30 protein-coding genes are annotated in these 23,015 nt (G+C 56.8%); 12 read left to right on the forward strand and 18 right to left on the reverse strand.

The window, feature by feature from the left end:
- The first annotated feature begins 241 nt into the window (after window positions 1-241).
- Window positions 242-1,594: a methyl-accepting chemotaxis protein gene (locus PKE98_RS23945; RefSeq protein WP_271197943.1), complete on the forward strand. Its 1,353-nt coding sequence runs from the start codon at window positions 242-244 to the stop codon at window positions 1,592-1,594.
- A 95-nt stretch (window positions 1,595-1,689) separates the two neighbouring features.
- On the opposite strand, the gene PKE98_RS23950 is transcribed toward PKE98_RS23945, so the two are convergent.
- Both PKE98_RS23950 and PKE98_RS23955 read right to left on the reverse strand, forming a co-directional pair.
- The gene (locus PKE98_RS23950; RefSeq protein ID WP_271197944.1) at window positions 1,690-1,830 is read right to left on the reverse strand and encodes a DUF2256 domain-containing protein; all 141 of its coding nucleotides are present in this window, start codon (window positions 1,828-1,830) and stop codon (window positions 1,690-1,692) included.
- Window positions 1,827-3,365 carry a cryptochrome/photolyase family protein gene (locus PKE98_RS23955; RefSeq protein ID WP_271197946.1) on the reverse strand — a complete coding sequence of 513 codons (1,539 nt, stop codon included), beginning with the start codon at window positions 3,363-3,365 and terminating at the stop codon, window positions 1,827-1,829. Before PKE98_RS23955 ends, PKE98_RS23950 begins: the two co-directional genes overlap by 4 nt.
- 481 nt (window positions 3,366-3,846) lie before the next feature.
- On the opposite strand from PKE98_RS23955, the gene PKE98_RS23960 reads away from it, so the two are divergent.
- The 6 genes from PKE98_RS23960 (at window position 3,847) to PKE98_RS23985 (ending at window position 8,554) form a co-directional block, all read left to right on the forward strand.
- On the forward strand, window positions 3,847-4,119 hold the full coding sequence (locus PKE98_RS23960; RefSeq protein ID WP_271197947.1) for a CopG family ribbon-helix-helix protein: 273 nt from the start codon (window positions 3,847-3,849) through the stop codon (window positions 4,117-4,119).
- Window positions 4,107-4,400: a type II toxin-antitoxin system RelE/ParE family toxin gene (locus PKE98_RS23965; RefSeq protein WP_445009283.1), complete on the forward strand. Its 294-nt coding sequence runs from the start codon at window positions 4,107-4,109 to the stop codon at window positions 4,398-4,400. The genes PKE98_RS23960 and PKE98_RS23965 overlap by 13 nt, the downstream gene beginning before the upstream one ends.
- A gap of 499 nt (window positions 4,401-4,899) precedes the next feature.
- The gene (locus PKE98_RS23970; protein WP_271197948.1) at window positions 4,900-5,868 is read left to right on the forward strand and encodes an inovirus-type Gp2 protein; all 969 of its coding nucleotides are present in this window, start codon (window positions 4,900-4,902) and stop codon (window positions 5,866-5,868) included.
- 399 nt (window positions 5,869-6,267) lie between these two features.
- Window positions 6,268-6,396: a heavy-metal-associated domain-containing protein gene (locus PKE98_RS23975; protein ID WP_271197992.1), complete on the forward strand. Its 129-nt coding sequence runs from the start codon at window positions 6,268-6,270 to the stop codon at window positions 6,394-6,396.
- A gap of 329 nt (window positions 6,397-6,725) precedes the next feature.
- Window positions 6,726-7,058, forward strand: a complete 333-nt coding sequence (locus tag PKE98_RS23980) for a DUF2790 domain-containing protein (protein ID WP_090250716.1) — start codon at window positions 6,726-6,728, stop codon at window positions 7,056-7,058.
- A gap of 173 nt (window positions 7,059-7,231) precedes the next feature.
- Entirely contained in the window at window positions 7,232-8,554 is a 1,323-nt protein-coding gene (locus PKE98_RS23985) for an OprD family porin (protein ID WP_271197949.1), read from the forward strand.
- 375 nt (window positions 8,555-8,929) lie between these two features.
- Here PKE98_RS23985 and PKE98_RS23990 read toward each other — a convergent pair whose 3' ends face one another.
- The 7 genes from PKE98_RS23990 to PKE98_RS24020 all read right to left on the reverse strand — a co-directional run bounded on the left by PKE98_RS23990 (window position 8,930) and on the right by PKE98_RS24020 (window position 14,781).
- Window positions 8,930-9,415 (reverse strand): toll/interleukin-1 receptor domain-containing protein, encoded by a 486-nt coding sequence (locus tag PKE98_RS23990; RefSeq protein ID WP_244527327.1) that lies wholly within the window; start codon window positions 9,413-9,415, stop codon window positions 8,930-8,932.
- A 490-nt stretch (window positions 9,416-9,905) separates the two neighbouring features.
- Window positions 9,906-10,361, reverse strand: a complete 456-nt coding sequence (locus PKE98_RS23995) for a DUF411 domain-containing protein (protein WP_271197950.1) — start codon at window positions 10,359-10,361, stop codon at window positions 9,906-9,908.
- Window positions 10,351-11,214, reverse strand: coding sequence for a c-type cytochrome (locus tag PKE98_RS24000; protein WP_271197951.1), 864 nt, complete (start codon window positions 11,212-11,214; stop codon window positions 10,351-10,353). The genes PKE98_RS23995 and PKE98_RS24000 overlap by 11 nt, the downstream gene beginning before the upstream one ends.
- 9 nt (window positions 11,215-11,223) lie before the next feature.
- Window positions 11,224-12,174 (reverse strand): copper resistance protein B, encoded by a 951-nt coding sequence (locus tag PKE98_RS24005; protein WP_373877911.1) that lies wholly within the window; start codon window positions 12,172-12,174, stop codon window positions 11,224-11,226.
- A gap of 79 nt (window positions 12,175-12,253) precedes the next feature.
- Window positions 12,254-12,553, reverse strand: coding sequence for a hypothetical protein (locus PKE98_RS24010; RefSeq protein WP_271197953.1), 300 nt, complete (start codon window positions 12,551-12,553; stop codon window positions 12,254-12,256).
- Between the two features lie 12 nt (window positions 12,554-12,565).
- On the reverse strand, window positions 12,566-14,377 hold the full coding sequence (locus PKE98_RS24015; protein ID WP_271197954.1) for a copper resistance system multicopper oxidase: 1,812 nt from the start codon (window positions 14,375-14,377) through the stop codon (window positions 12,566-12,568).
- A 197-nt stretch (window positions 14,378-14,574) separates the two neighbouring features.
- Entirely contained in the window at window positions 14,575-14,781 is a 207-nt protein-coding gene (locus tag PKE98_RS24020; protein WP_090503979.1) for a co-regulatory protein PtrA N-terminal domain-containing protein, read from the reverse strand.
- Between the two features lie 314 nt (window positions 14,782-15,095).
- Between PKE98_RS24020 and bufA2 the strand changes: the two genes are divergently transcribed.
- From bufA2 to PKE98_RS24035, 3 genes are read left to right on the forward strand one after another with little or no spacing between them, the layout of a single operon-like run.
- Window positions 15,096-15,356, forward strand: coding sequence for a BufA2 family periplasmic bufferin-type metallophore (bufA2, locus tag PKE98_RS24025; protein ID WP_090503982.1), 261 nt, complete (start codon window positions 15,096-15,098; stop codon window positions 15,354-15,356).
- A gap of 45 nt (window positions 15,357-15,401) precedes the next feature.
- Complete coding sequence (gene bufB / locus PKE98_RS24030; protein ID WP_271197955.1) at window positions 15,402-16,244, forward strand: MNIO family bufferin maturase; 843 nt, start codon at window positions 15,402-15,404, stop codon at window positions 16,242-16,244.
- A complete protein-coding gene (locus PKE98_RS24035; RefSeq protein ID WP_271197956.1) occupies window positions 16,235-17,014 on the forward strand; it encodes an HvfC/BufC N-terminal domain-containing protein in 780 nt (259 codons plus the stop codon). The genes bufB and PKE98_RS24035 overlap by 10 nt, the downstream gene beginning before the upstream one ends.
- A gap of 81 nt (window positions 17,015-17,095) precedes the next feature.
- Here PKE98_RS24035 and PKE98_RS24040 read toward each other — a convergent pair whose 3' ends face one another.
- The 3 genes from PKE98_RS24040 to PKE98_RS24050 are packed head-to-tail and all read right to left on the reverse strand — an operon-like array spanning window position 17,096 to window position 18,915.
- The gene (locus PKE98_RS24040; RefSeq protein WP_271197957.1) at window positions 17,096-17,758 is read right to left on the reverse strand and encodes a transmembrane anchor protein; all 663 of its coding nucleotides are present in this window, start codon (window positions 17,756-17,758) and stop codon (window positions 17,096-17,098) included.
- 12 nt (window positions 17,759-17,770) lie between these two features.
- Entirely contained in the window at window positions 17,771-18,508 is a 738-nt protein-coding gene (locus PKE98_RS24045) for a HupE/UreJ family protein (protein ID WP_271197959.1), read from the reverse strand.
- A 47-nt stretch (window positions 18,509-18,555) separates the two neighbouring features.
- On the reverse strand, window positions 18,556-18,915 hold the full coding sequence (locus PKE98_RS24050; RefSeq protein ID WP_271197960.1) for a hypothetical protein: 360 nt from the start codon (window positions 18,913-18,915) through the stop codon (window positions 18,556-18,558).
- A gap of 117 nt (window positions 18,916-19,032) precedes the next feature.
- Here PKE98_RS24050 and mreA point away from each other — a divergent pair, with 117 nt between their 5' ends.
- The gene (gene mreA, locus PKE98_RS24055) at window positions 19,033-19,320 is read left to right on the forward strand and encodes a metal-sensing transcriptional repressor MreA (protein WP_271197961.1); all 288 of its coding nucleotides are present in this window, start codon (window positions 19,033-19,035) and stop codon (window positions 19,318-19,320) included.
- A gap of 9 nt (window positions 19,321-19,329) precedes the next feature.
- Window positions 19,330-20,457, forward strand: a complete 1,128-nt coding sequence (locus tag PKE98_RS24060; RefSeq protein WP_271197962.1) for a nickel/cobalt efflux protein RcnA — start codon at window positions 19,330-19,332, stop codon at window positions 20,455-20,457.
- A gap of 320 nt (window positions 20,458-20,777) precedes the next feature.
- On the opposite strand, the gene PKE98_RS24065 is transcribed toward PKE98_RS24060, so the two are convergent.
- Genes PKE98_RS24065 through PKE98_RS24090 form a run of 6 tightly spaced genes read right to left on the reverse strand, consistent with a single transcriptional unit; the run spans window position 20,778 to window position 23,010 of the window.
- On the reverse strand, window positions 20,778-20,981 hold the full coding sequence (locus PKE98_RS24065; RefSeq protein WP_271197963.1) for a GDCCVxC domain-containing (seleno)protein: 204 nt from the start codon (window positions 20,979-20,981) through the stop codon (window positions 20,778-20,780).
- Window positions 20,982-20,988: 7 nt separating this feature from the next.
- A complete protein-coding gene (merP, locus tag PKE98_RS24070; protein ID WP_271197964.1) occupies window positions 20,989-21,264 on the reverse strand; it encodes a mercury resistance system periplasmic binding protein MerP in 276 nt (91 codons plus the stop codon).
- A gap of 12 nt (window positions 21,265-21,276) precedes the next feature.
- A complete protein-coding gene (locus tag PKE98_RS24075) occupies window positions 21,277-21,630 on the reverse strand; it encodes a mercuric transporter MerT family protein (protein ID WP_271197965.1) in 354 nt (117 codons plus the stop codon).
- Between the two features lie 9 nt (window positions 21,631-21,639).
- Window positions 21,640-22,344, reverse strand: a complete 705-nt coding sequence (locus PKE98_RS24080) for a cytochrome c biogenesis CcdA family protein (protein WP_271197966.1) — start codon at window positions 22,342-22,344, stop codon at window positions 21,640-21,642.
- On the reverse strand, window positions 22,337-22,591 hold the full coding sequence (locus PKE98_RS24085; protein ID WP_271197967.1) for a thioredoxin family protein: 255 nt from the start codon (window positions 22,589-22,591) through the stop codon (window positions 22,337-22,339). The genes PKE98_RS24080 and PKE98_RS24085 overlap by 8 nt, the downstream gene beginning before the upstream one ends.
- Window positions 22,588-23,010: a heavy metal-responsive transcriptional regulator gene (locus tag PKE98_RS24090; RefSeq protein WP_271197968.1), complete on the reverse strand. Its 423-nt coding sequence runs from the start codon at window positions 23,008-23,010 to the stop codon at window positions 22,588-22,590. Before PKE98_RS24090 ends, PKE98_RS24085 begins: the two co-directional genes overlap by 4 nt.
- Window positions 23,011-23,015: the final 5 nt, after the last annotated feature.

Below are 23,015 nucleotides of genomic sequence, written 5' to 3' on the forward strand. Positions count from 1 at the left end.
ATATGATTTATGTAGTCGCTGCCTAGGAAAAAGTTGCCCCGCTCGCGGGCCCGCTGGTTGGCAGGTCGGGTTGCGCAGCGGAGGGTTGCCATAACCGTTCATCACAAGTTGCAGAAATACTTGTACAACACTATCGGTCTTGTACAATTTTTTGGTAGTGTCGTTTGATGGCAGTCGGCCATGTTTTCTGTCGCGTTTCACCATCGCGCCAGGGTCAGGGTTCCACAAGCGAGGTAACACCATGTTTTCCAAGAGTCTTAAGCTAGAGCTGGCAGCCAGGACGGCCGAAGTGGAAGGATTCAAAGGAATGATGGCCGCGCTGGAACGCTCCATGGCCGTGGTCGAATTCAACCTGGAAGGCCGCGTGCAGCGGGCCAACCAGAACTTTCTCGACACCCTGGGCTACCGTGCCGAGCAGGTGGTCGGCAAACCCCATCGCGACTTCTGCACCGCCAGCCACGCCAATAGCCGCGAATACAACGAACTGTGGGCCAGCCTGCGGGCAGGCAAATTCGTATCCGGCACGTTTCAGCGGGTAGACGCCCACGGCCGCAAGGTATGGCTTGAGGCCAGTTACAACCCGGTGCTCGATGGCACCGGCAAGGTGATCAAGGTGATGAAGTACGCCATGGACGTCACCGCCAAGGTGATGCGCGATAGCGACATCCGTGCTCGTCTGGAGGCTGTGGACCGGGCCATGGCGATTATCGAATTCGACCTCGAGGGCAACATCCTCGGCGCCAATGACAACTTCGTGCACGCCATGGGCTACGGTCTGAACGAAATCATCGGCAAACCGCACCGAATGTTCTGCGAACCTGCGTTGGTGAACAGCGCTGAATACGCCGAGCTATGGCGTGGGCTTAACCGTGGCGAAATCCGCGGCGGCCAATTCAAGCGCCTGGCCAAGCACGGCCGCGTGGTCTGGCTGGAGGCCACCTACAACCCCGTGTACGACGCCGACGGCAAACTGTGCAAAGTGGTGAAATTTGCCCGCGATATCACCGAGCGCGTGGAGAAACAGGAGCAAGACGCCGACAGCGCGGCGCGTGCCTACCATATCTCTGCCGAAACCGAGAAGGCAGCGGAACACGGCACCGACGTCATCCAGCAAACCGCCCGCGAAATGCGCCAGATCGCCGACAACATCGGCGCCTCGGCACTCCTGGTGGCGCAGTTGGGCGCGCGTTCCGAACAGATCACCGCCATCGTCAACACCATTCGCGGCATCGCCGACCAGACCAACCTGCTGGCGCTGAACGCCGCCATCGAAGCAGCACGGGCCGGCGAGCAAGGTCGCGGCTTTGCCGTGGTGGCCGATGAAGTGCGCAGCCTGGCCGGCCGCACCAGTGGCTCCACCGCCGAGATCGCCCAGTTGATCGGGCAGATCCTGCAGGAGACCCGGGAAGCAGTGGCCAGCATGGACCTGACCCAGGAAGTGGCCAACCACGGCGTGGAACTGGCCGATCAGGCCGGCGCCGTGATCGTGCAGATTCGCGATGGCGCCAGCGGCGCCGTGGAAGCGGTCAGCCGCTTTGCTGCCGCCCAGGAAAATGCCGAACGACAACCTGCCAGGCTCATGGACAAGGCCTAAGATCAAGGGCTTGTGGCCAGCCTGTTTATCGTCCAAACGGGTTACAGGCCACGGACCCAAGGGTTCTACCCAATTGAAGCGCTCTAGAAAACAACTTACTGATTGATAGGCTTGTTGCGCCGGCAGCGCTCAGAGCAATAGCGCACGTCATTCCAGCATCTGGCCCACTTCTTTCGCCAAGTAAATGGACGTTCACAGGTCACGCAAGTTTTGACCGGCAGGTTGCCCTTTTTCAAAGTGACCCACCCGCGTCCAGCCGAGCTAGCAACATCTCCCCGCGCTGCCATAGCGCACGCTGCTTAGTGTCAGCCATGCGGTCTAAGTTTTTATAGACCATGCCCATACGTTGATTCCCACGCAAAAGCTCGTCGTGGCGCATAAGAAAATGCCAGTAGAGGGCGTTAAAGGGGCAGGCATCTTCTGTGGTGCTTTCGCTGACCTTGTAGGCGCAGCCTTTGCAGTAGTCAGACATGCGTTTGATGTACTGGCCGCTGGCGCAATACGGCTTAGAACCTAAATATCCACCATCGGCGTGCATCACCATGCCCAGTGTGTTCGGCAGCTCCACCCAGTCGAATGCATCCATGTAGATGGCCAGGTACCACTCACATATCTGCGGCGGTGCGATACCGGCTAGCAGGGCAAAATTACCGGTCACCATCAGCCTTTGGATGTGATGCGCATAGGCATGCTCCAGGCTCTGACTAATGGCCTGATGCATGCAGTTCATCTTCGTCTCGCCGGTCCAGTAAAACTCCGGAAGCGAGCGCGTGTTACCTAACGCGTTGCCGGTGGCGTAGTCCGGCATCTTCAGCCAGTAGACGCCGCGCACGTATTCGCGCCAACCGATTAGCTGGCGGATAAAACCTTCGGCGGCATTCAACGCAATGCCACCGGACCAGTAAGCCGCCTCCACATCACTGCACAGTTTTCGAACATCCAGTAGGCCGATATTGAGCGCAGCGCTTATGCGGGCATGGAACAGAAAGGGCTCATCCGTTGCCATGGCGTCTTGATAGTCGCCAAACGCGGCCAGCCCCCAATCAAGGAAGTACTCCCACAAGGCTTGAGCGTCGGCGTGAGTTACCGGGTAGTCGAACGTATCGAGCGTCCCGTAGTGGCCTGAGAAGTGTTCAGCCACCAGCGCAAGCACATCTGCGGTGATGACGTCTGGCGTGAAGCGGGCGGGTGAAGGCGGTCTTGCTCCCTTGGGCAACTGCTTGCGGTTGTCTGCATCGAAGTTCCATGCGCCGCCTACGGGGGTGCCGTCGCCATTGAGTAACAGCCCACTTTTTCTGCGCATTTCTCGATAGAAAAACTCCATGCGAAGTTGTTTTTTCTCGGCTGCCCAGTCAGCGAATTCGGCACGCGTGCAGAGAAAGCGGCTATCGCTGTGCCAGTGGATGGCTAAGCCGCAAATGCGTAAGGATTGCTCCAGACGCCAATCGCCGCAGTCGGTTATGTGCAGCTCATCTGGTTTTATCAGCGACTGCCATCGTCGTAATTCGCTCGGCACAGACCCTGTGTTCTGAGGGTCATCGAGGGTGACGTAGTGCACCTGAGTTCCACGCTGCTTTAGCGCTTCGGCGAAGTGACGCATGGCACTAAAAATCAGGGCGATCTTCTGCGGGTGGTGAGGCACGTGGCGGGCTTCCTCCATAACCTCAACCATGAGCACCCTGTCGCGGTCTACGTCGAGCCCCTGCAGCGAAGGAAGGTCGAAAGACAATTGGTCGCCCAAAACAAGGCATAGCCGGCGAAGTGAAGTCATTAAGCAATCCTGGAGAAATCCGCAGAGATACGAGGTTGGAATACTCATGACCTCGACGTAGCGGCCAAAAATCGATGCGCAGCTCTCAAATATTTATACAGGAATTAATTTATGTACAACTTTTATGTGGGCTTGCACCCTTGAAAATTCAAATTGTGTCGGTCAACCAGACAGATAATGCTCAATCCATCAGCCATAACCCGCCCAAAAAGCTCGGAATTGCGAAGGGGTTTAGTGGCACTGATGGGCAAGGGAATTAGATTATTTCGGGCATAAAAAAAACCGGCTTGTGGGCGGCATTTTTGAATATATAATATATTGATTTTATTAAGTTTATTTTTTATAAAGCTATCTGTCCCCCCACTTGTCCCCCCATGCCAGCGCTGCGTGACATTATCCGTTCTCTGGGTGCATGGACAGATGCGCTGGGTCGCTGATATCTTACTAAAAGGTAATACCTTTAGATAACGAGGGTTCGGCTATGGCCACTTCTATCAAGATTGATGACGAGTTGAAAGGCCGCATTCAGCATCTGGCGGGACTGCGTCAACGTTCGTCCCACTGGATTATGTGCGAAGCAATAGCGCAGTACGTCGAGCGCGAGGAAGCCCGCGAGAGCTTCAAACAGGAAGCTTTGGCGTCGTGGGCAGCGTATCAGGAAACTGGTCGGCATTTGACCGGTCGAGAGACTCGGGCCTGGCTCAATACCTGGGGTACTGAGGCTGAGGCGGAGCTTCCCAAGTGCCACGATTGATTATCACCGAAGGTGCTGCGCAAGGATTGGAGCGCTGTCGTCAGTTTCTTACTGAGAAAGGCTCGCTGGTAGCCCGGCGAGCCGCTCAGGCGATTGAGCGACAGTTCGCTCGGTTAGAGGAAGGCCCGGAAGTAGGTCGCCCATTTCCAGAGCTGCCGGAGCTGCGTGAGCTGATCATCGAGTTCGGTGATTCGGGTTATGTTGCACTCTACCGGCATGAGCGTGCGGATGACGCTGTTTATATACTGGCCTTTCGGCATCAGAAAGAAGCCGGTTACTGAGTTTTAGTTCTTGTGATCACGAGTCCTCGGAGCTCAGGCCACATGAAGGGCAATAGGCATTTAACACATCGACTTCATCAACACTCTACTTGGTGATTACCTCAGAGGTGTACTCAAGCCGGGCTCGAAGCTGAAGATCGCTGCTTCCTATGCCTGAGCATTGCCAGATAGAACTAGTCACCTTCGCCATGACTAGCTTCGACTGGTCATGCCGCTTATTCCTTTGAGGGGGGCAGTTCTCAGCTAACTCTCCCAAGACGAAATACGAAAAATCTCTCGGCAGACCAGGCGATGTTGTTCCCCATTGTCTTGTCTCGCCGGGATAGTTGGCAGTGGGCAGAACTGCATCTATTGATATAGCTATCATCTATCTATTGTGGCCATTCAATAGCAATCAACGCTAATTCTACTCGGCATGGACTACCAGCAGAGGAAAAGGAGAACGGTCAAAAAATACACATCACGTACTTGGTATGAATCAACCAACCAGGTACCCACCATGAGCAATCGTAAGACCTACACCCACCTCTCCCAATCTGACATAGCCCTGCAGATTGAGTCACTGGTACAAGCCATCGAGAAGTCCGACACACCAGCATTCCGAATCACGCAAAGCCGATCAGGCTATGAGCGTCTCGAAGAGACCAGACTCTCCCGCTACTTCACCCACATCAAACAAATGGTCGACTTGTTCGATGATCGGGTGGAGTACAGCTACAGCGAGCAGCTGCAAGCATTCAAGGCGGCTTGTCAGGACATAGGCCTTGAGCGTCGTCTTGACGGTCCTGTCTGTCCGAATGAACTGGGTACGGCTTACCTGGATCACCACCACAGCATGAATGTACTGACAGCACGGATTCGTCAATTGACCCGTAAGCAGAGGTATCAGCGTAGGTGTGGGGATCGTCGGTTTGAGGCCCGTAAGCAGGAGAGGGAGATCGTGGAGTACACGGATGCTGTAATGAGTCTTTACTCCCGCACCACGATAATCAGACTTGACTTTCACTATCGCCCTGAAGCTCAAGCCAGGCTCCGAGTCGAGCATGTCCTTAATGATCTCGACGCCTTGATCGCCAAGCATCGTCGTCATTCGACCTTCGAGCACCTTATCGGCTACATCTACTCGGTGGAGCAGGGGGATCGCAATGATGGGAGGGGCTTCCACATTCATGCGGCCTACTTCTTCAATGGCAACCTAGTCTGCCGGGATGTCTGGAAGGCGATTGAGATCGGGGCGTTATGGGAGGACATCACGCGTGGCCAGGGTTATGCGCACAGCTGCAACCATGACAAGGGTCAATATGGCGACAAGTGTGGCATCGGCCATATCCAGAGAAGTGATCAGGCTATTCGGCCTCATACCCACAGGGCTATGAAGTACCTGGTCAAGGATGGTCAGCACCTGCGCCTGAAGCCGGAAGGAGCTCGATGCCTGCGGACGGGGCTATTGAAACACCGCCGAGGGTGAAGGTGTCTGAAACGTCAGGTTTCCTAGCGACCTTGCACAGGCCGGTAGGAAGTCCTTCGGTGATCGTCTGCGTGGATTTGGTGCTAGCAGGGCGCGGTGCCTGCTGAAATTCTCAGCGATGCTGAGCTCGCACTCGTATACGTCATACGCATGGGTGCAGCGGAGTCGTAATTTAAACAGCAACTGTTGCAGCGCCAGCAGGCTGTTCACGCGTGCTGTAGAGGATGATAAGCAGGGCTCGACCGATTGAGAGATAACGCTCGACCTTGCGACGGAGGCAAGGTCGAGAATATCCCCAATGCTAAGCATGTGTTGCTTAGCCCTAGCCGGCTGGCACTGTCGCCTGAAACAGCCAAAGGGGATTACGCAATGAGCAGAATCGAACTAAAAGTCCAAGGCATGAGCTGCAGCTCCTGCGTCAAACATATCAACGCAGTGCTGCGGCCTATTGCGGGCGTCAACGAGGTAACTGTTGACCTACCCTCTGACCAAGTCACTGTCAGAGGCGACACCGCAGCGCCCTGCTGATTGCCGCTCTGCGAGAGGCGGGTTCCCCAGCTCATTTACGCACGCCAAGCATTTCTGCTGGTCCCAACCAGTGGTTCCGGCTGCTGCTGTCACTGAGCGCCAATTCTGGGTTTCTAATATGCACATACCATCGAGGATGGCCGAGGTCGCAGCATTGCGGCTGAGAGCAGGGGCCTCAAATCGATACAGTGGCAGGAGAGTCATTTAATATTTTTGAGCTACTAAAAAGCCCCCTAATACTGCAATTACGAAGATGTAATTTTCGCTTCACTTTGATGACAGGTGCCTGCGTTTATATTTTCACTACAACCTAAGTAGAGGAATTAAACGTGAACATTCTTAAAGCTGTCTTGGCGGTATCTATTCTTTCTGCATCGTCCCTGGTTATGGCCGAAGGCGGCGGTGACCGCGTCTATGGTCGAATGATTCAGGATAATGAAAGAGCGATGCAGGAATACGCTGCTGCTCGTGGCAAGACTCCGCCCGAGGTGACTCACTATCGCTACGGCATGAAGCTGGACATCGCGAAGGTTGTACATACGAGTCCTACAGGCTCTGGTTGCGAGGTAATGCCGGCTCAGATGACCTATGAGGACTCCAGCGGCGATTTGCAGACTATTGAATATCGGGCAATGGGTACAGCCTGCCGGAATCAAAACTGAGCTACATAGGAGCTTACAGGTCACTGACTTAAAAGTAATTTTCAAGTCACCCTGGCGTTATTTGGCGTGTGGAAGTATGGCGTGAGCGCGCACGGGCGATGCTTGGCGCGCTACGGCAACTACTACAAGAAATCTCACCGAGATAAAACTGCCAAATAATTTAGGAGTGTCACATGAATAACCCCCTTTTTTGCTTATCGCTGATAGCTCTGAGTATCGGCACCGGACAGGCTGCAATTGCCGCCGAAGAAAAGGCCGAAGGCTTCGTCGAGGGCAGCAGCCTCACTATTCTGAATCGTAACCTCTATTTCAATCGCGACTTTCGTAAGGGTCAGTCGAGCGGCACAGGTAATGGTTACTCGGAAGAGTGGGCCCATGGAATCATCGGGCAGTTTGAGTCTGGATTCACCGAGGGTACCGTTGGCTTTGGTATCGACGCGTTTGCGATGCTGGGCCTGAAACTCGACTCTGGTGATGGGCGATCCGGCGCAGGTGGCTCCGTTGATGTGATGCCTTACAACAGTGCAGGGCAACCCGAGGATGACTACTCCAAGGTGGGAGGTGCGGTTAAAGCCAGGTTCATGGGTACAGTTATCAAAGCTGGCGATGTTTTCCCTGTCAGCCCCGTCGTTCAATACGGCGACTCGCGACTCCTGCCCGAAAGCTTCCGCGGTATCACCGTGGCCAACAACAGTATTGACGGCTTGGCCCTGCAAGGTGGCCGCCTGCATTCAATGAGCGAGCCCAACTCAAGCAGCATGCGCGATGGCTTCGCAACGTTCTATGCGGGCTCCGTCGACGCCCCCTGGATTGCCTATTTTGGTGGTGATTACTCGGTCAACGACAACGTCGGCATCAGCCTCTATACCAGCCGTCTCAAAGATGCTTGGAACCAGTACTACGCTGGCACCACGTTGAGCTATCCGCTTTCCGACGATGTTGCCTTGATCGGTGGACTTAATTACTACAAAGCTGTCGATGAGGGAAAACAACATCTGGGCAGCTTCGATAACAACATCTGGAGCGGTAAGGCTGGAGTGCAATTTGGTGCCCATACCGTCATGGTTGGCATTCAGCGCAATAACGGCGATGACGATTTCGATTACCTGCGTCAGTCCGACTCGATCTACCTGGATAACTCCATCCAGTACAGCGACTTCAACTCGCCCAAGGAAAAGTCCTGGCAGGTGCGCTATGACTTGGACATGGAACCTTTTGGTGTGCCCGGCCTGAGCTTCATGACCCGCTACGCGCAGGGCTGGGATGCTGACTACACCAACGCCAACGAGGTTTACATGCGGCGCGACGATGATGGTAATCCGCTGACCGATCAGAAGCGATGGGAGCGCGACATCGAAGCCAAGTACGTCGTGCAAGCCGGATCACTGAAAGACATGTCCTTCCGCATTCGCCAGGCAACGACCCGTGCAACCGATTTCGAGTCGGACCTGGATGAGGTTCGCCTCATAGTCGAATATCCGCTCGAAGTGCTTTGACGCGTTGTCGGCGAGTGCCTGCGGGCACTCGCCTTGCTCGGCTGCTGCCTCCTCAGTGCTCCTTTGGTTTGGAGGTAGCCTTCGGCACCCTCGGGTGCCCTTTTTTGGCGCAATTGCAACGCGTTTGACCATACACTTCCACGCGACCCGAGCGGTCATTTGTATTGGGTTTGACCACCGATGGCAGAGAGTTTGGTCGACCATAAGTCGAAGCTAGGGGCTCATACCCGCCCTAATCTGCCTTGCACAGAGGGCGAACAGGGGCAAAAGCGGACATTACCTTAGTCTGCCGGAGGCGGAGCTGGTTGACCGAGAGGTTGGAGCGCATTTTTCCGAACAGCGCATCTGAATGGCGAACATCTGTGGGCAATAGCGCTAGAGAGCGACCAGCTCGGCGATTTTTGCCGCGACCACTGCCATTGAGTCTTCCTCAGTGTCCAGACCACTTCGGGAGGCGAGCAAGGGGCTGACATTGCGGAGAGCTTCATACGTCGTGTTATGCACGATGGGAACGAGCTGATTACCCGCCAGGAGTGCCGAAAGCTCTTTGTCGGCGACGCTCTCTTTGGGGAGGCGGGCAAGCAGCGCAGGGGTCACCAGCACAAGTCCAATTCGCGAATTTGCTAAGCCCTTGTCGATGGCGCGCATCATCGGAACGCCGAGGCCAAGGTCCTTCTCACTGAACCAAACTTTGACACCAGCCGCCACGAGCAACTCGTGCAGCTCTTTGGCCGGCCCCTGCCGGTCGTCCCAAGCGTGGCACAGGAAGACGTCACGAAGATCAGGCTGCGCCGCTGCTCGCGCCTCAACGGTTTCGCGGATTGGTGTGAGTGACTGCACCTGGGTAGGCGTGTACGACACGGACGACCCCGCTCTCGACCAGCGCGGCCTTGAACTGCTGCTGGACCTGCCACCACCACCATTGTTGCCAAAGCTACCTCCGCTGATACCCGACGAGGAGTAGGATGAGGGCGAATATGAGTTTGACCTGTAACTGCTATAGCGGCTGCTACATGCGGGGCAGTCCGCTGCCGCGCTCGCTGAGCGATGTCCTCTTGTTGGTGCTGTGCATCTAGCCATGTCGTAATCCTTCCATTGGTCAGTCCCTTTGCAACACACGGATGTAGGTCTGACTGAACAATAGCTTAGTGCCATGCCCAGCAGAAGAGGAAATTCGGCCACCCGTAGGCGCGAGAAATATTGGTCAACTCAGCGCAATTACCCATTTTCATATGGATATACAGCGGCTAATTGCTTGGCCAGTCGTACTTTATTTGGGTTTGAAAGAGGGCGCAGTGATGATTCCGAGCACTCACTCTTTTAAAGAGTGAGTGCTCGGTTTTAGCGGGAGTTACTTCGCGGGGTAGTCGGCAATAACTTGGTCAGTACCCGCCTTGGTCAACCCGATAACCTGATAGGCATGCTGCGTACCACCAACTTCCATACCAGGTGAGCCTGCCGGCATGCCGGGAACGGCGATACCAGCCAGAACATCACGTTTGGATAGTTCGATGATTTGCGCTGCTGGTACGTGACCTTCGACGAATTTGCCGTCGATCACGGCGGTGTGGCAGGACGCCAGTCGTGGTGCAACACCGAGTCGTTGCTTCACCGAGGTCATATCGCCCTCGACATGGTCGATGACTTTGAAGCCGTTCGCTTCCAAGTGTGAGATCCACTTCTTGCAGCAACCACAATTTGCATCACGGTGCACGTCGATTGTCAGGGCATCTGCTGATTGAACTGCCGAGGTCATAAACAAGGCGGCCAGCATCGCCACCCGCGCTCCTTTACATTTAGCTGTCATGAAGGTGCTCTTTGCCATCGGCATGGGTGTGAGTGTTGGGAGCAGCGGCCGGGGTCTGCTCCTTTTGAGCTGGCTCTGTTTCGTGATGACCAGCAGCACCTTCCGCCGTTTGGCCATCCGTCGCATGGTGGTCTGCGCCGCTGCCTGATGGCGTCATATCTGCTGCGTGATGATCTGCACTGCTCGACGAATCACCGTGATGATCGGCACCTGCGTTCGCCTTTGAACTATCAGAAGCATGATGATCTGTCGCAGCCTCAGGCTCGGCGTGATGATCCGCCTTGGCGCTTCCATGTTGACCTTCGTGGTTATGCATCTGGGTCTCACCGCCGCCATGATCGTGACCGCCGCTCGATGCAACTAGGGCTTGATACTGCCCGGCATCCATTTTCGGCAGTTGATCGAGGAACGCGACCATGCCCCAGATGTACTGATCACCCATGCTCTTACCCCAGGCCGGCATGCCTGTGGCCTTGATACCGTGCTTGATCACCCAAAATGCAGCGGCTGGATTGCCATCGATGCCAACCTTGGTCAGGTTCGGCGGAGCGGGATACAGCGATTGGCTAAGTTCTGTTTCAGCAACACCCGGTGCCAAATGACAGCCGATGCACATAGAGTTGTAGTTGCCAGCCCCGGCTTTGATGAGCGCGTCATCATTGAGGTTGGGCACTTCTATATCTTTGGACCGCACTTCGATAGAGCGGTCTCTGGCCATTGTCAGGAAAGCATGTACTGCCGGGAAGTGAGGGTCATCGGCACCCACGTTGACCAAGCCCAAGTAGGCACCGCCAACTAATGCAGCGCTTCCGACGACACCCGCTGCCACTAAGGTTTTAATTGCTCTTTTCATGTCAGGCTCTCAAAACCACATCCGAATACCGGCAACGAAGCGTGCCTCCTCAACATCCTCACCCTCATCTCGCACCAAGTCGGCCGTGTTGCCGAAGGAGCGACTCCAGGAAACGCCGATGTAGGGTGCGAACTGGCGAATGATCTCGTAACGCAGTCGCAGACCGACCTCGGCATTGGCCAGGCCGGAGCCGATGCCTCGCTCGGGATCGTTCTTGCCGTAGAAATTCACTTCAGCGGTCGGCTGAAGGATTAGGCGATTGGTCAGCAGGATGTCGTACTCGCCCTCTAAGCGCGCAGCCGTCTGGCCGTTCTCGCCGACAAAGGCCGTGGCCTCCGCCTCAAAGGCATACAGCGCCATACCCTGGATGCCGAATGCGGCCCAAGTCTGTGGCGACTCTGGCTTGAAGTCTTGGCGAACACCCGCGACTACATCCCACCAAGGACCAATCGAGCGCCCATACAAGGCCTGCAATTCAGCATCCTCAGTGACGCCATTGGTGCGCTCACCTTCGGAGCGAAGCCAGAGACGATTGATGTCTCCGCCAATCCAGCCGGACGCATCCCAAGCCAAGGTGCTGCCTTCATCGGCATCCTGGTATTCGAGTTGGTCGAGCAGGAAAAAGCTGTTGATGGCGCTGTCGTGAACCTTGTGGCCTGGCAAAGGCGGGAACGCTGCTTCACGATCCGCATCTGTCAGCACCGGGATAGGCGTGCGACTGGTAGTTCTCGGGGCTTCAGCGGAACCATGGTTCATCTTTGAATGATCCATGCCGCCCATCTGCCCCTGCATAGCGCCGTGACCCATCTTGCTGTGGTCCATAGCCGGAGCCTTTTCTTGGCTCTGGCTCTGGCCCATCTGGCTATGATCCATGCCCTCCATCGGCTCTTTGGCAGAACCGTGGTTCATTTTGCTATGGTCCATCGGCATGGAGCCGTGGCCCATTGCCGAGTGATCCATTTCTTCCGCAGCGAAGGTGAGCCCGCTGCCAAGCATGCTCAGCGACACTGCCAGTGCTGTTAGGGACGGACGTAAAAACCTAGTGGTCATGGTTCGAACCTGCTTCGGCTTCGGTGCCGCCATGCTTATCCATCATGCTCTCGTGGTCCATGCCGCCATGGTTCATGTCCCCGTGATCCATCTGCTGACTAGCAGCCTTTTCCTTCGCTTGTGCGGCCTTTTTGTCCGGTACGGATTTAGGAGCCTGTGTCTCAGTAGCATGTTGTTCGTGCTCACTGTGACCTTCGCCGGCCAACAACACCGGAGCATGCAGGGCAGCCAAAAGGCTCAACACGGTAGCGCTGCCAACCAGGGCCTTCCGCTTCATAAAAGTACTCATCAGATATCTCCTTTACTCATCCACACGAACTTCACGGAACATGCCCATTTCCATGTGGAGTAGTAGGTGGCAGTGGTAAGCCCAGCGACCCAATGCATCGGCAGTCACTCGATAACTGCGCTTGGAACCTGGCGGCATGTCGATGGTGTGTTTACGAACCATGAATTTGCCGTTCGCATCCTCCAGATCACTCCACATGCCGTGAAGGTGGATGGGGTGAGTCATCATGGTGTCGTTTACCAGCGTGATACGGACACGCTCGCCGTACTTGAGGCGCAGAGGCTCGGCATCAGAGAACTTGATGCCGTCGAAGGACCAGGAGAACTTCTCCATGTGTCCGGTAAGGTGCAGCTCGATCGTTCTGCTGGGTTCGCGGCCATCCGGGTCGGGGAAGGTGCTTTTCAAGTCGGAATAGGTCAGTACACGACGACCATTAGCGCGTAGGCCAATACCTGGATCGTCCAGTTTGTGGGTCGGTGTCATGGTTTGCATGTCGACCAGCGGGTTATTGGTTTCAGAGGCTGGGTGCGATTGCATTGCTGCACCCATACCACCCATGCCAGCCATGCCTGAATGGTCCATGCCGGCCATTTTGCTGTGATCCATACCCGCCATATCGCCTTGCATCCCGGCCATCGTGCTGTGATCCATGCCGTCCATGCCACCTTGCATGCTGCCGTGGTCCATACCTGCCATGCTGCCGTGATCCATACCCATGTCGCCCATGGCGATCAGGGGGCGAGGATCAGTTTCTGGTACTGGCGCGCTCAAACCTTCACGCGTCGCCAGAGTGCCGCGGGCATAGCCGGTGCGATCCATGGACTGGGCGAAAATCGTGTAAGCCTCTTGGTCCGCGAGCTCGACAATCACGTCGTAGGTCTCTGCCACGGCGATGCGGAGCTCATCGACGCTGACTGGCTTGACGTGCAGCCCATCGGCCGCAACCACCGTCATCTTCAGACCCGGAATACGCACATCGAAGTAGGTCATGGCCGAGCCGTTGATGAACCGTAAACGGAGTTTTTCGCCCGGCTTGAAGATGCCTGTCCAGTTGCCATTTGGAGCTTGGCCATTCATCAGGTAGGTGTAGGTATAGGCGCTGACGTCGGCAAGATCGGTGGGGCTCATCTTCATCTCGGCCCACATCTTGCGGTCGGCAACCGCTGCCGACCAACCTTGCTCGCTCACGTCATTGATGAAGTCGCCAACGGTGCGCTTGTGCTGGTTGTAGTAGTCCGACTGCTTCTTGAGCTTGGCCAATAACCGGGTTGGGTCTTCATCAGTCCAATCAGTCAGCATTACCACGTAGTCACGGTCATAGCTGAACGGCTCGGGCTCTTTGGCATCGATGACCAGGGCACCGTAAACGCCGATCTGCTCCTGCAAACCAGAGTGGCTGTGGTACCAGTAGGTGCCATTCTGATTGACCTTGAATTTGTATTCGTACATGCCATCGGGCGCGATGCCGTGGAAGCTCAAGCCAGGCACACCATCCATGTTTGCGGGCAAAATGATGCCGTGCCAGTGGGTCGAAGTGTCTTCGGTTAGGCGGTTTTTCACGCGCAGCGTGACGGTATCGCCTTCTCGCCAGCGCAAAATTGGTCCTGGAATGGACCCGTTAATCGCCATCGCAGTCCGGGCGGTACCGGTTATATTCACGGGCGTTTCACCAATGAATAGGTCGAAATCAGTGCCCGTTAATACGTTGGGTTGTCCGGGACTGGTCACCGCCCAAACGGGTGTGCGCCACAAGCCAAGGCCTCCGAGAATGCCGGTAGCGGCCAGGCCTTTAACGAAGGTTCGTCTTGAGGTTTTGCAGTGCATGCCGTTATGTCCAATCAGTCAGAGGAGTCAGGGCGGAACAACCATGACATTGGGTTATTTTCAGCTTCATCCTGGGAGGTTTTCCCTACCAGCCTTGCCCACTGTCGTGGCTTTTCAAATCGTTCCGACAGCGAGCTTGAGAAATTGCCATATCTCAACCGGCTAAGTGATTACATTTCTGTCAGGTTGACCGCGAATTAGCAGTTGGCGTGATCGGCTGTTTTGGCTTTAGTACCAGCTACCGGCGACTCTTTTTTCTGTTGTTGGGCCAGTTGGTAGGCTTCCATCGAGATCTTGCTGGCCTGTTCCATGCGCGCAAAAGTACGGTCAGCACCGCCTTCTGCCATTGCCAACGAAGACGCGGTAAGAGCGATAACCACGAACAGGGTTTTGATTGATTTCATCTGGAAAGTCCTCGATTTAGTTCAGTTAGCCTAGTGACCCTGAGTGGGTCGCCATCAGGCATTGAGCTTCAGGCTCGAAGTAACCTTAACCAGAGTGCCCTGTCATAAACCTGAGCTGAACATTACAGTTCTGTCAGGTTGCTACTTCTTTCTTGTGGAGACTCTGCAGGGCTCTGTAGTGTCTGTTCATGCCCGCTAATGAAGCCTGTGCGGATTCGTTTTATGGCATGCCTGGCAGCGATGCCTAAGCTTCTTCGGGTCAGTGGCACTAAATAGTCCTGACCTCCACATAACGCTCAAGAGAGATTGCCACTATGTCGACCAAAAATACCGTTGCTACCGGTGCTGCATTGGCACTCGTTGCCGCCAGCCTATTTGCCACCCTGCCTGCACAAGCGGCTCAGGATGCAAAAACTGCCGAAGTAAAATGCTTTGGTGTGAATGGCTGCAAAGGTCAAAACGATTGCATGACTGCCAAGAACGCCTGCAAAGGCCAGGGAGAATGTAAAGGTCAGGGCTTCAACTTGATGACCCAAGAAAAATGCGATGAGGCCGGCGGTAAAACCAGCGAGTAAGCCCATCCAAGGGAGTGCAAGTCACTCCCTTGACTCGGAGTCCTAATGAGTAAAAGCAACATGCTGGGCTTTGGCCTGGGCTTGCGTAGCGAGTACTACCAGCAGATTCTGGAGCAACGCCCCGCAGTCGACTGGTTCGAGATCATTTCCGAGAACTACATGGTCGGCGGGGGAAAAGCCCTCTACTTCCTCGATGCGATCAAAGAGCAATATCCGCTGGTCATGCACGGGGTTTCCCTGTCGATTGGCGGTCCTCATGAGATCGACGCTGATTACTTGCGCCAATTGAAAAATCTAGCCGACCGAGTTCAGCCCCGCTGGGTAGCTGACCATCTGTGTTGGAGCCGGGGTAGTGCTCACCAGTTGCATGATCTACTTCCACTGCCATTCACCCAGGAGAGCCTGCTGCATGTGGCATCAAGGGTTCGGCTGGTTCAGGATGTATTGCAGCGGCCCTTGGTGCTTGAGAACGTGTCGGCCTACGTGCAGTGGAAAACGTCCTGCATGAGCGAGTCTCAGTTTCTGGCCGAACTGAGCCGCCTTACCGGCTGCGAGCTACTGCTCGATGTAAACAACGTCTACGTCAGTTCGAAAAACCAGGGGTTCGATCCTTGGCAGTTCATCATGGAGTTGCCCCGTGAGCGGGTTCGCCAGATCCACCTGGCCGGCCATAGCGACTACGGCCACTACCTCATTGATACCCATGATCAGCCGATTGCCGATCCGGTTTGGGCTCTGTACAGCAAAACGTTGAGCTATCTGGGTGATACTGCCACCTTGATTGAGCGAGATGACCATTTCCCGCCCTTTGACGAGCTATTAGCGGAGCTGTCCAAGGCGCGCTCTATCTCCGCCAATGCTCTAAGGGCTGCCGCACCATGCGTCTGAGTGCTCAGCAGCAAGCGCTGGAGCGTTACCTGGCCACCGGCGATAGCGTTATCCCGCCTGAGCTGTTGGAGCAGATTCAAGGTAGCAATACGCTGCCTGCCGCAGATGGCCTGATGATTTACCACAACGCTTATCGCGCCAGGCTTCTTGGCGTCATGCGGGAAGACTTCCCAGCGTTGCATCGCTGGCTGGGGGATGAGTCATTTGCACAGTTGGCCACCGCTTATATCAGCGCGTGGCCATCGCGACATTTCAGTTTGCGCTGGTTAGGCGAGAAGCTACCGCAGTTCATCCGCGGCTATATTGCCGAGCCGCAACGCTCCCCGATGATAGAACTCGCCACGCTTGAATGGGCCTTTACCCTGGCCTTCGACGCACCTGATACAGAGCCACTGTCGCTGGATGTGATGAGTCGTTTTTCAGCTGATGACTGGGTCAATCTGCGGGTATGCCTCACGCCCTCGGTTCGTTGGTTGCAGCTGCAGCACAACACGGTGGGCATGTGGGTGGCAGCCAAGGCCGATGCCGATATTCCTGCTGTCATTGCGCTGTCCGCTCCTCTGGATTGCTTGGTTTGGCGGCATGAGTTGGTATGCCAGTACCGTACTCTGGAGCCGGGTGAAGCTTCTGCTTTGCGCTTACTTACTGATGGAGGCTCGTTCGCTTCGCTGTGCCAGGACCTAGTGGGAATGCATGGCGAGCAGGCTCCCATGCAAGCGGCCATCTGGCTGAAGCAGTGGGTCGGTGAGGGGCTACTAGAGCCTAGGTAGATAGTGCCGTGGATGTACGGGGGCGTGGTGTCATTGGCCGAGAGTTGCCTCTTCCGCCAGTTGACGAAAGAGGCAAAAGCCTTAAATAACGCGTTTGACGCTCAGGTACTCGCCCTTGGTCTTCAGCGTGATGGTCACGTCTTTGTTGCTGCGGTTGCGCCAGAACCAACCATGGGTGCCGTCGAAGATGGCGGTGAACTCGCCTTTGTCTCCCGTGATCTGCTTGGCCTTGCTGTAGCTGTGGTAGTAGCCCTTGGGGCCGTTGTAAGGCTCGCCATGGGTGTCGTGGTTGACCGGTACGCCATTGGTCGTCCACTCGTAGCTGACCGTGGCCTTGTCCAGCATCTCCAGCTTGATTTCACTGGCCTCGCCCGGCTTCAGCGTGACGGTCACTTCATCCGACTTCACGGCTGGCTCAGGCTCAGCTACGGGTTCGGCCACAGGTGCTGCTGCAACAGGCTCTTGAACTACCGGCTGAGTAGGTACGGGGGCTTGCACGACCGGAGCCGCAGCGGGCTGAACCGCTGCATCCGCTGCCGCTTCTTCGGCCAGGGTTTTCTTCATTTCACCCATCTGGGTCAGGCCGAGTACGCGGCCAACGCCCGTTGGGTCGATGGCGTACTCCGAAGGCATCACCACGGTGACCAGCAAGGCTGCGGCAACACCCACGGCGATCACAGTGGAGCGCAGCAGTTGGCGGCTGGTCGGCAATTCGCTTTGAGTTGGAAGTTTGCTATTGAACATGCTGAAAATTCCTTACTGAGAGACGATCAGGCCGGTGAGCTGGTAACCCATCAAGAGGAAACCGGCGCTCATCATGGCGACGTTGGCGGTGTAGGCATGGCGCCAGAAGCTGGCGGTGCGTCGCCAGTAGCCCATGACAATCAGGATGGCGCTCAGGGCCAGGAGTTGGCCGATTTCGACGCCGACATTAAAGGCGATTAGGTTGGTGATCAGGCCGTCTGCCGAGATCTCGTATTCCTGGATCTTGGTCGCCAGACCAAAGCCATGCAGCAGGCCGAAAATCAGCGTGGCCGCTTTGGTGTTCGGCTGGTGGCCGAACCAGCGCTGGAATGCGCCCAGGTTATCGAGCGCCTTGTACACCACCGAGAAACCAATGATGGCGTCGATCACATAGGAGCTGAAGTTGATTTCCGCCAGTACGCCGAGCAGCAGCGTCACGCTATGCCCCACGGCGAACAGGGTGACGTAGAGCCCCACATCCTTCAGGCGGTAGAGAAAGAAGATCACCCCGAACAGGAACAGCAGGTGGTCGTAACCGGTGATCATGTGCTTTGCGCCCATGTAGATAAACGGCAGCACCATCACCCCGGAGCTTTCCTGGATAAAACCCTTGTCGCCCTCGGCGACAGCGTGGGCAAGCGCGTCAGGCATGCCGAGAAACAGCAGCGCCGTGAACAACATCAGCAGGAGTAGCGAGCGATTCGAGCGCACGACAGATGCGTCCATTGTGCCCATAGATAGCGAATGCATGGTTGAGTCCTGAATTAAAGGGAGCTTGGGCCGTATAGCGGCCTGTGTCAGAGCACGAATATGGCGCGCGGTGGCCGCTCGATCAGGAAGATCGGGCTGGGCGGAATGGAATAGCGCGGGGCTTGTATCGGCTGCGCACGCTCTGGTTGTGTGCTGATGCTGAGCAGCGTGGTCAGGTGCGGTGTTTCATGCAGATGGTCGGCGGTCAGCGGCGAGTGGCAGTGATCCCCGTATGCCGCACAGGCCAGTGGCTCGTCACCATGGGTATGCGAATGAGCGCCATCGTTGCCACTCCCGGCTGGCTGACTCGAACCCATAAACAGCGCAGAGGTATGCCCGGCCCAGGCCATCAGGATGGCGAGGGCAAGGACAAAAATCACCTTGGTGCTGATGGGATTGCTGAGCAAGTCGTGCTTCTTTCAATGTTTAAACGGCTGAATTTTCTGTCGGCGCGACAGGTTTGCCATATCCCCCCCAGGGGGATAGCATGCGAGCGTAATTCATCGATGCACGAGACTCAAGGCATGAGCGATCACGAACACGGCCATCAGCACCAAAGTCATAGCGATATCATCAAAAGGTTGAAGCGTGCGGAGGGTCACCTGCGCAGCATCGTCAGCATGATCGAAGACAGTCGGGCCTGCGTCGACATCGCTCAGCAGCTGCATGCCGTGGAAAAAGCCGTCTGCCAGGCCAAGCGTGTGCTTATCCAAGACCATATCGACCACTGTCTGGAGCACACGGTCGAAGCGCTTGCGATAGGCGAGCGCGCATCACTCGAAGATTTCAAGCAAATCACCAAGTACCTCTAGGCCCCTCCCATGTCGAGTTTCGCCGAACTGCTGCAACAGGGGGCCTCGCAGGCCTGGCTGTACTTCCCCAGCGCCATCCTGCTGGGTGCCCTGCACGGCCTGGAGCCTGGGCATTCGAAAACCATGATGGCGGCATTTGTCGTGGCCATCCGTGGCACTGTGAAGCAGGCCATTCTGCTGGGGCTTGCCGCAACGCTTTCGCACACTGCCGTGGTCTGGCTGATAGCCATGGCCGGCATGTACCTGGGCCAAAACCTGAATGCCGAAACCACCGAGCCGTATTTCCAGCTCGCGTCCGCCGTCATCATTATCACCATCGCCCTGTGGATGCTCTGGCGCACCTGGCGTGGCGAGCAGATGTGGCGCTTCGAGGAAGGTGATGAGCATCAACACGAGCACCACGATGAAACGCAGCGCATCGATACCGGACACGGGCGTATCGAGCTGTCGATCTTCGAAGAAGACGTCCCACCGCGCTGGCGACTGAAGACCTTGAGTGGCCATGCCTGGCCGGCTGCTGAAGTGAGTCTGCTGACGACTCGCCATGATGGCCCGGCCCAGCAGTTTCGCTTCGTAGACCGGGGTGACTACCTGGAGTCACTGGACGAGATTCCCGAGCCCCATGAATTCACTGCGCGCCTGAGCCTCGGCCATGCCGGTCACTCCCACGACTATGACCTGGAGTTCCGCGAGCACAGCCACGGTCATGAGCATGATCATTCCGAGCTGGAGGGACTGGAACTGTCGCTGGAGGGCTACCAGGATGCCCATGAACGAGCGCATGCCAACGACATCCGCAAGCGCTTCAGCAACCGCAACGTCACCACCGGCCAGATCATCCTGTTCGGTCTGACTGGCGGACTGATTCCCTGCCCGGCAGCGATCACCGTGCTGCTGCTCTGCCTACAAGTGAAGGAAGTCGCGCTGGGGGCCGTCCTGGTGCTGTGTTTCAGCATCGGTCTGGCCATAACTCTTGTTACCGTTGGTGCTGCCGCCGCTATCGGCGCACGCCAGGTATCCAATCGTTGGCCCTGGCTCGGTGTTGTGGCGCGTCGCGCTCCTTACTTCTCCAGTCTGCTGATAATCGGTGTGGGGATTTATGTAGGCGTCCATGGCTGGATCGGTCTGAACGCCTAGCCTGATGTGAGAGCTTATCGGTTATTTCGGTCTGTTCCTTGCCGCCTTCGTTACTGGCGTAGGACTGCTGGTATTTGGTTTTACTGGTAGTGCCCGCCTCGCTGGAGAACTTTGATTTTGTAGCCGTCGGGGTCCTGAATAAAAAAGGAGCGGGCCAGCAGCTCGTCTCCTCTTTTAAATTCTTGATGGGTGCAGGCTTTAAACCGAGGTTGCAAAGCTGTTTGAAATGCAGGCCCAGATCGTCGACGACGAACGCGACCTGACAGTAACAACTGCCGTGGCTGTACTCGGCCTGTCCGCTGTTCCAAGTGAGTTCGATTTCAGCCTCGCTGCTGTTGGATCGGCGGGCACTTCACCGAGCCGAACGAACAGAAAACGCAGCAATCCCCTGGGTTGGGGCGCAGCAGCGCCTTGCAGTTGCTGCACTCGTAATAGAACTGGCAGGCGTCCGTGGGCATGGTTTCCGATTTGGCAAAGCCGCAGTGCGGGCAAGTCAGCACGGATTCGAGGATGACGGTGCTCATCGTGGCGTCACTTCTGTACCGTGGACGGGTAGCCCGCATTCGAGGTCGCTTCGGTCAATGCCTCGGGCTGGGCCTTATCGGGGTCGTAGGTGACGGTGGCTGTTTTCTGGTTGAAATCGACCTGGACGTCACTCACGCCGGATACCTTCTCCAGCGACTTCCTGACCGTGATCGGACAGACCGGGCAGGTCATGTTCTGCACGTCGAGCGTGACGGTCTTCGGGGGAGCCGCCAGCGACGCGAGGGGCAAGGCAACGAATGCGGCGATCAGCAGTTGGCGCATGGTTAATCTCCTTCAATAGAACAGCGGCGCAAACCACGGCACGGCCAGTAGGCCAAGCAGCAACCCGGCGACGATCCAGAACACGAGCCGCTGGCGCGTGAGCGTGCGCGGATCGGCACAGGCTGTTCCAGGCGCGCAGACCTGCGGCACCAGGTAGAGCTTGCGAAAGGCCAGTCCCAGGAACAGCAGCGTCAGACCAATGAAAAAGGGACGGTAGGGCTCCATCACTGTCAGATTTCCCACCCACGTGCCGCCGATACCGAGTGCCAACAGCACGAGCGGCCCGACACAGCACACCGACGCGCCGATGGCAGCCAGTACGCCCGCGACCAACGAGCGGTTTCCAGTGTTCGTAATCATCTGCATGTCCTTCTCTTACGCGGCCAGGGCTGGAATCACGACGAAATAGGCATTCAGCAGGTACAAACCAGTCGCGACCAAGGTAAGTGCTGCCACCAGATCGAACGCACGGCGGAATCGGTTCAATGCGCGCAGCGCTTCGAGCCAGCCGATCGCCCAGGCTCCCAGCACGATCGGGACCGCACGGCCCAGCGCAAAAGCTAGCAAGACAGCCGCTCCGAGCCAGGGGGAACCCAGTACCGCGACAACCCCGAGCAGCGCGAGCAAGGTCGGCGTGCACACTGGACAAACCGCCACCGAGAACGGCACCCCCAACGCAAAGGCACCCCATGCGCCCGTTGGCCTTTTGGCGCGCCTTACCAGTGCAGGCAATGGCAGCTTGACCCAGCCGCCCCAGATCAGACCCAGCCCAATCAGTAGCGGGCCGAGCACCAAACCCCAACCGCGCCCCATCAAGTCGGCGACCCAGCGCCCACCCAGTCCGGCGATCAGTCCGAGCAGGAGATGGGTGGCGAGCATACCAGCGACAAACAGACCGCCCAGACGCAGCGCCTCGCGCCGTTCGCGCGCCTTCGTGACGTAAGCGAGTGCAACCGGAATGGCGGCCACGGCGACAGGGTTGACGCTGAACGCCAGGCCTGCCAGGAAACCGATTCCGACCGCACCGTAACCCATGGCTTCGACGGCCTGGCGCAGCGCCTCGGGTGTCAGCTCAATCATGTCCAATCCTTTTCAGCAATGCCTGGCGCAACTGAACCGGTGTGGGCAGCGCAGCGAAGACCAACTCGCCGTCAATCGCCAGTGTCGGCAGCGTCAGCACGCCCAGTTCGACGGCACGGTCGAGCGAATCGAGGACGTTGACCTCGTACCACTCGACGTCGCCAATCATGGCAGCGGCCGCCTGCAGCTCAGCCTTCACTGGCGCGCAACGCTCGCAGCCAGGGGCATAGAACAGCTCGATCTTCATGGTGTGCGCTCCGTGTCGACATCAACCTGTTCCAAGGCGGCCAGGATAGGACACTCATCGACTGGCTGCGCCCCGTCCGCGCATTCCACGATCAGCCGGTCGAGTGCGGCAGACATGGTCTGCATGGCGCGAATCTTGGCGGCGAGCTGGAGCTTCTTCTCGATGGCGCGCTGCCGCACATCGTTGCAACAGGCGCTGTCGCTTTGGCGCAGGAGCAGCAGCTCGCGGATTTCCGCCAGGGTGAAACCACAGGCTTGGGCGTGTTGAATGAAGCGGACGCGGCGCACCGCGTCCTCGCCATAGAGGCGGTAGCCGCTGTCGGTCTTCGAGGTGGGGGCTATCAGCCCCTCGCGTTCGTAGTAGCGCAGCGCGTCCGCGCTGATATTGCCGGCTAGGGCTAACTTGCCAATGGTTAACACGGCGC

This window comes from Pseudomonas turukhanskensis, assembly GCF_027922365.1.
GTDB lineage: Bacteria > Pseudomonadota > Gammaproteobacteria > Pseudomonadales > Pseudomonadaceae > Aquipseudomonas > Aquipseudomonas turukhanskensis.

Bases quoted from the DNA above. Each gene is read 5' to 3' on its own strand.
- PKE98_RS24020 (WP_090503979.1), bottom strand. From the start codon at position 14,781: ATGAAATCAATCAAAACCCTGTTCGTGGTTATCGCTCTTACCGCGTCT.
- PKE98_RS23960 (WP_271197947.1), top strand. From the start codon at position 3,847: ATGGCCACTTCTATCAAGATTGATGACGAGTTGAAAGGCCGCATTCAG.
- PKE98_RS24075 (WP_271197965.1), bottom strand. From the start codon at position 21,630: ATGCAGATGATTACGAACACTGGAAACCGCTCGTTGGTCGCGGGCGTA.
- merP (WP_271197964.1), bottom strand. From the start codon at position 21,264: ATGCGCCAACTGCTGATCGCCGCATTCGTTGCCTTGCCCCTCGCGTCG.
- PKE98_RS24035 (WP_271197956.1), top strand. From the start codon at position 16,235: ATGCGTCTGAGTGCTCAGCAGCAAGCGCTGGAGCGTTACCTGGCCACC.
- PKE98_RS24080 (WP_271197966.1), bottom strand. From the start codon at position 22,344: ATGATTGAGCTGACACCCGAGGCGCTGCGCCAGGCCGTCGAAGCCATG.
- mreA (WP_271197961.1), top strand. From the start codon at position 19,033: ATGAGCGATCACGAACACGGCCATCAGCACCAAAGTCATAGCGATATC.
- PKE98_RS24010 (WP_271197953.1), bottom strand. From the start codon at position 12,553: ATGAGTACTTTTATGAAGCGGAAGGCCCTGGTTGGCAGCGCTACCGTG.
- PKE98_RS23995 (WP_271197950.1), bottom strand. From the start codon at position 10,361: ATGACAGCTAAATGTAAAGGAGCGCGGGTGGCGATGCTGGCCGCCTTG.
- PKE98_RS23970 (WP_271197948.1), top strand. From the start codon at position 4,900: ATGAGCAATCGTAAGACCTACACCCACCTCTCCCAATCTGACATAGCC.
- PKE98_RS24000 (WP_271197951.1), bottom strand. From the start codon at position 11,214: ATGAAAAGAGCAATTAAAACCTTAGTGGCAGCGGGTGTCGTCGGAAGC.
- PKE98_RS24060 (WP_271197962.1), top strand. From the start codon at position 19,330: ATGTCGAGTTTCGCCGAACTGCTGCAACAGGGGGCCTCGCAGGCCTGG.
- PKE98_RS24065 (WP_271197963.1), bottom strand. From the start codon at position 20,981: ATGAGCACCGTCATCCTCGAATCCGTGCTGACTTGCCCGCACTGCGGC.
- bufA2 (WP_090503982.1), top strand. From the start codon at position 15,096: ATGTCGACCAAAAATACCGTTGCTACCGGTGCTGCATTGGCACTCGTT.
- PKE98_RS24005 (WP_373877911.1), bottom strand. From the start codon at position 12,174: ATGGATCACTCGGCAATGGGCCACGGCTCCATGCCGATGGACCATAGC.
- PKE98_RS24015 (WP_271197954.1), bottom strand. From the start codon at position 14,377: ATGCACTGCAAAACCTCAAGACGAACCTTCGTTAAAGGCCTGGCCGCT.
- PKE98_RS23975 (WP_271197992.1), top strand. From the start codon at position 6,268: ATGAGCTGCAGCTCCTGCGTCAAACATATCAACGCAGTGCTGCGGCCT.
- PKE98_RS24045 (WP_271197959.1), bottom strand. From the start codon at position 18,508: ATGCATTCGCTATCTATGGGCACAATGGACGCATCTGTCGTGCGCTCG.
- PKE98_RS23955 (WP_271197946.1), bottom strand. From the start codon at position 3,365: ATGACTTCACTTCGCCGGCTATGCCTTGTTTTGGGCGACCAATTGTCT.
- PKE98_RS23945 (WP_271197943.1), top strand. From the start codon at position 242: ATGTTTTCCAAGAGTCTTAAGCTAGAGCTGGCAGCCAGGACGGCCGAA.
- PKE98_RS24040 (WP_271197957.1), bottom strand. From the start codon at position 17,758: ATGTTCAATAGCAAACTTCCAACTCAAAGCGAATTGCCGACCAGCCGC.
- PKE98_RS24085 (WP_271197967.1), bottom strand. From the start codon at position 22,591: ATGAAGATCGAGCTGTTCTATGCCCCTGGCTGCGAGCGTTGCGCGCCA.
- PKE98_RS23985 (WP_271197949.1), top strand. From the start codon at position 7,232: ATGAATAACCCCCTTTTTTGCTTATCGCTGATAGCTCTGAGTATCGGC.
- bufB (WP_271197955.1), top strand. From the start codon at position 15,402: ATGAGTAAAAGCAACATGCTGGGCTTTGGCCTGGGCTTGCGTAGCGAG.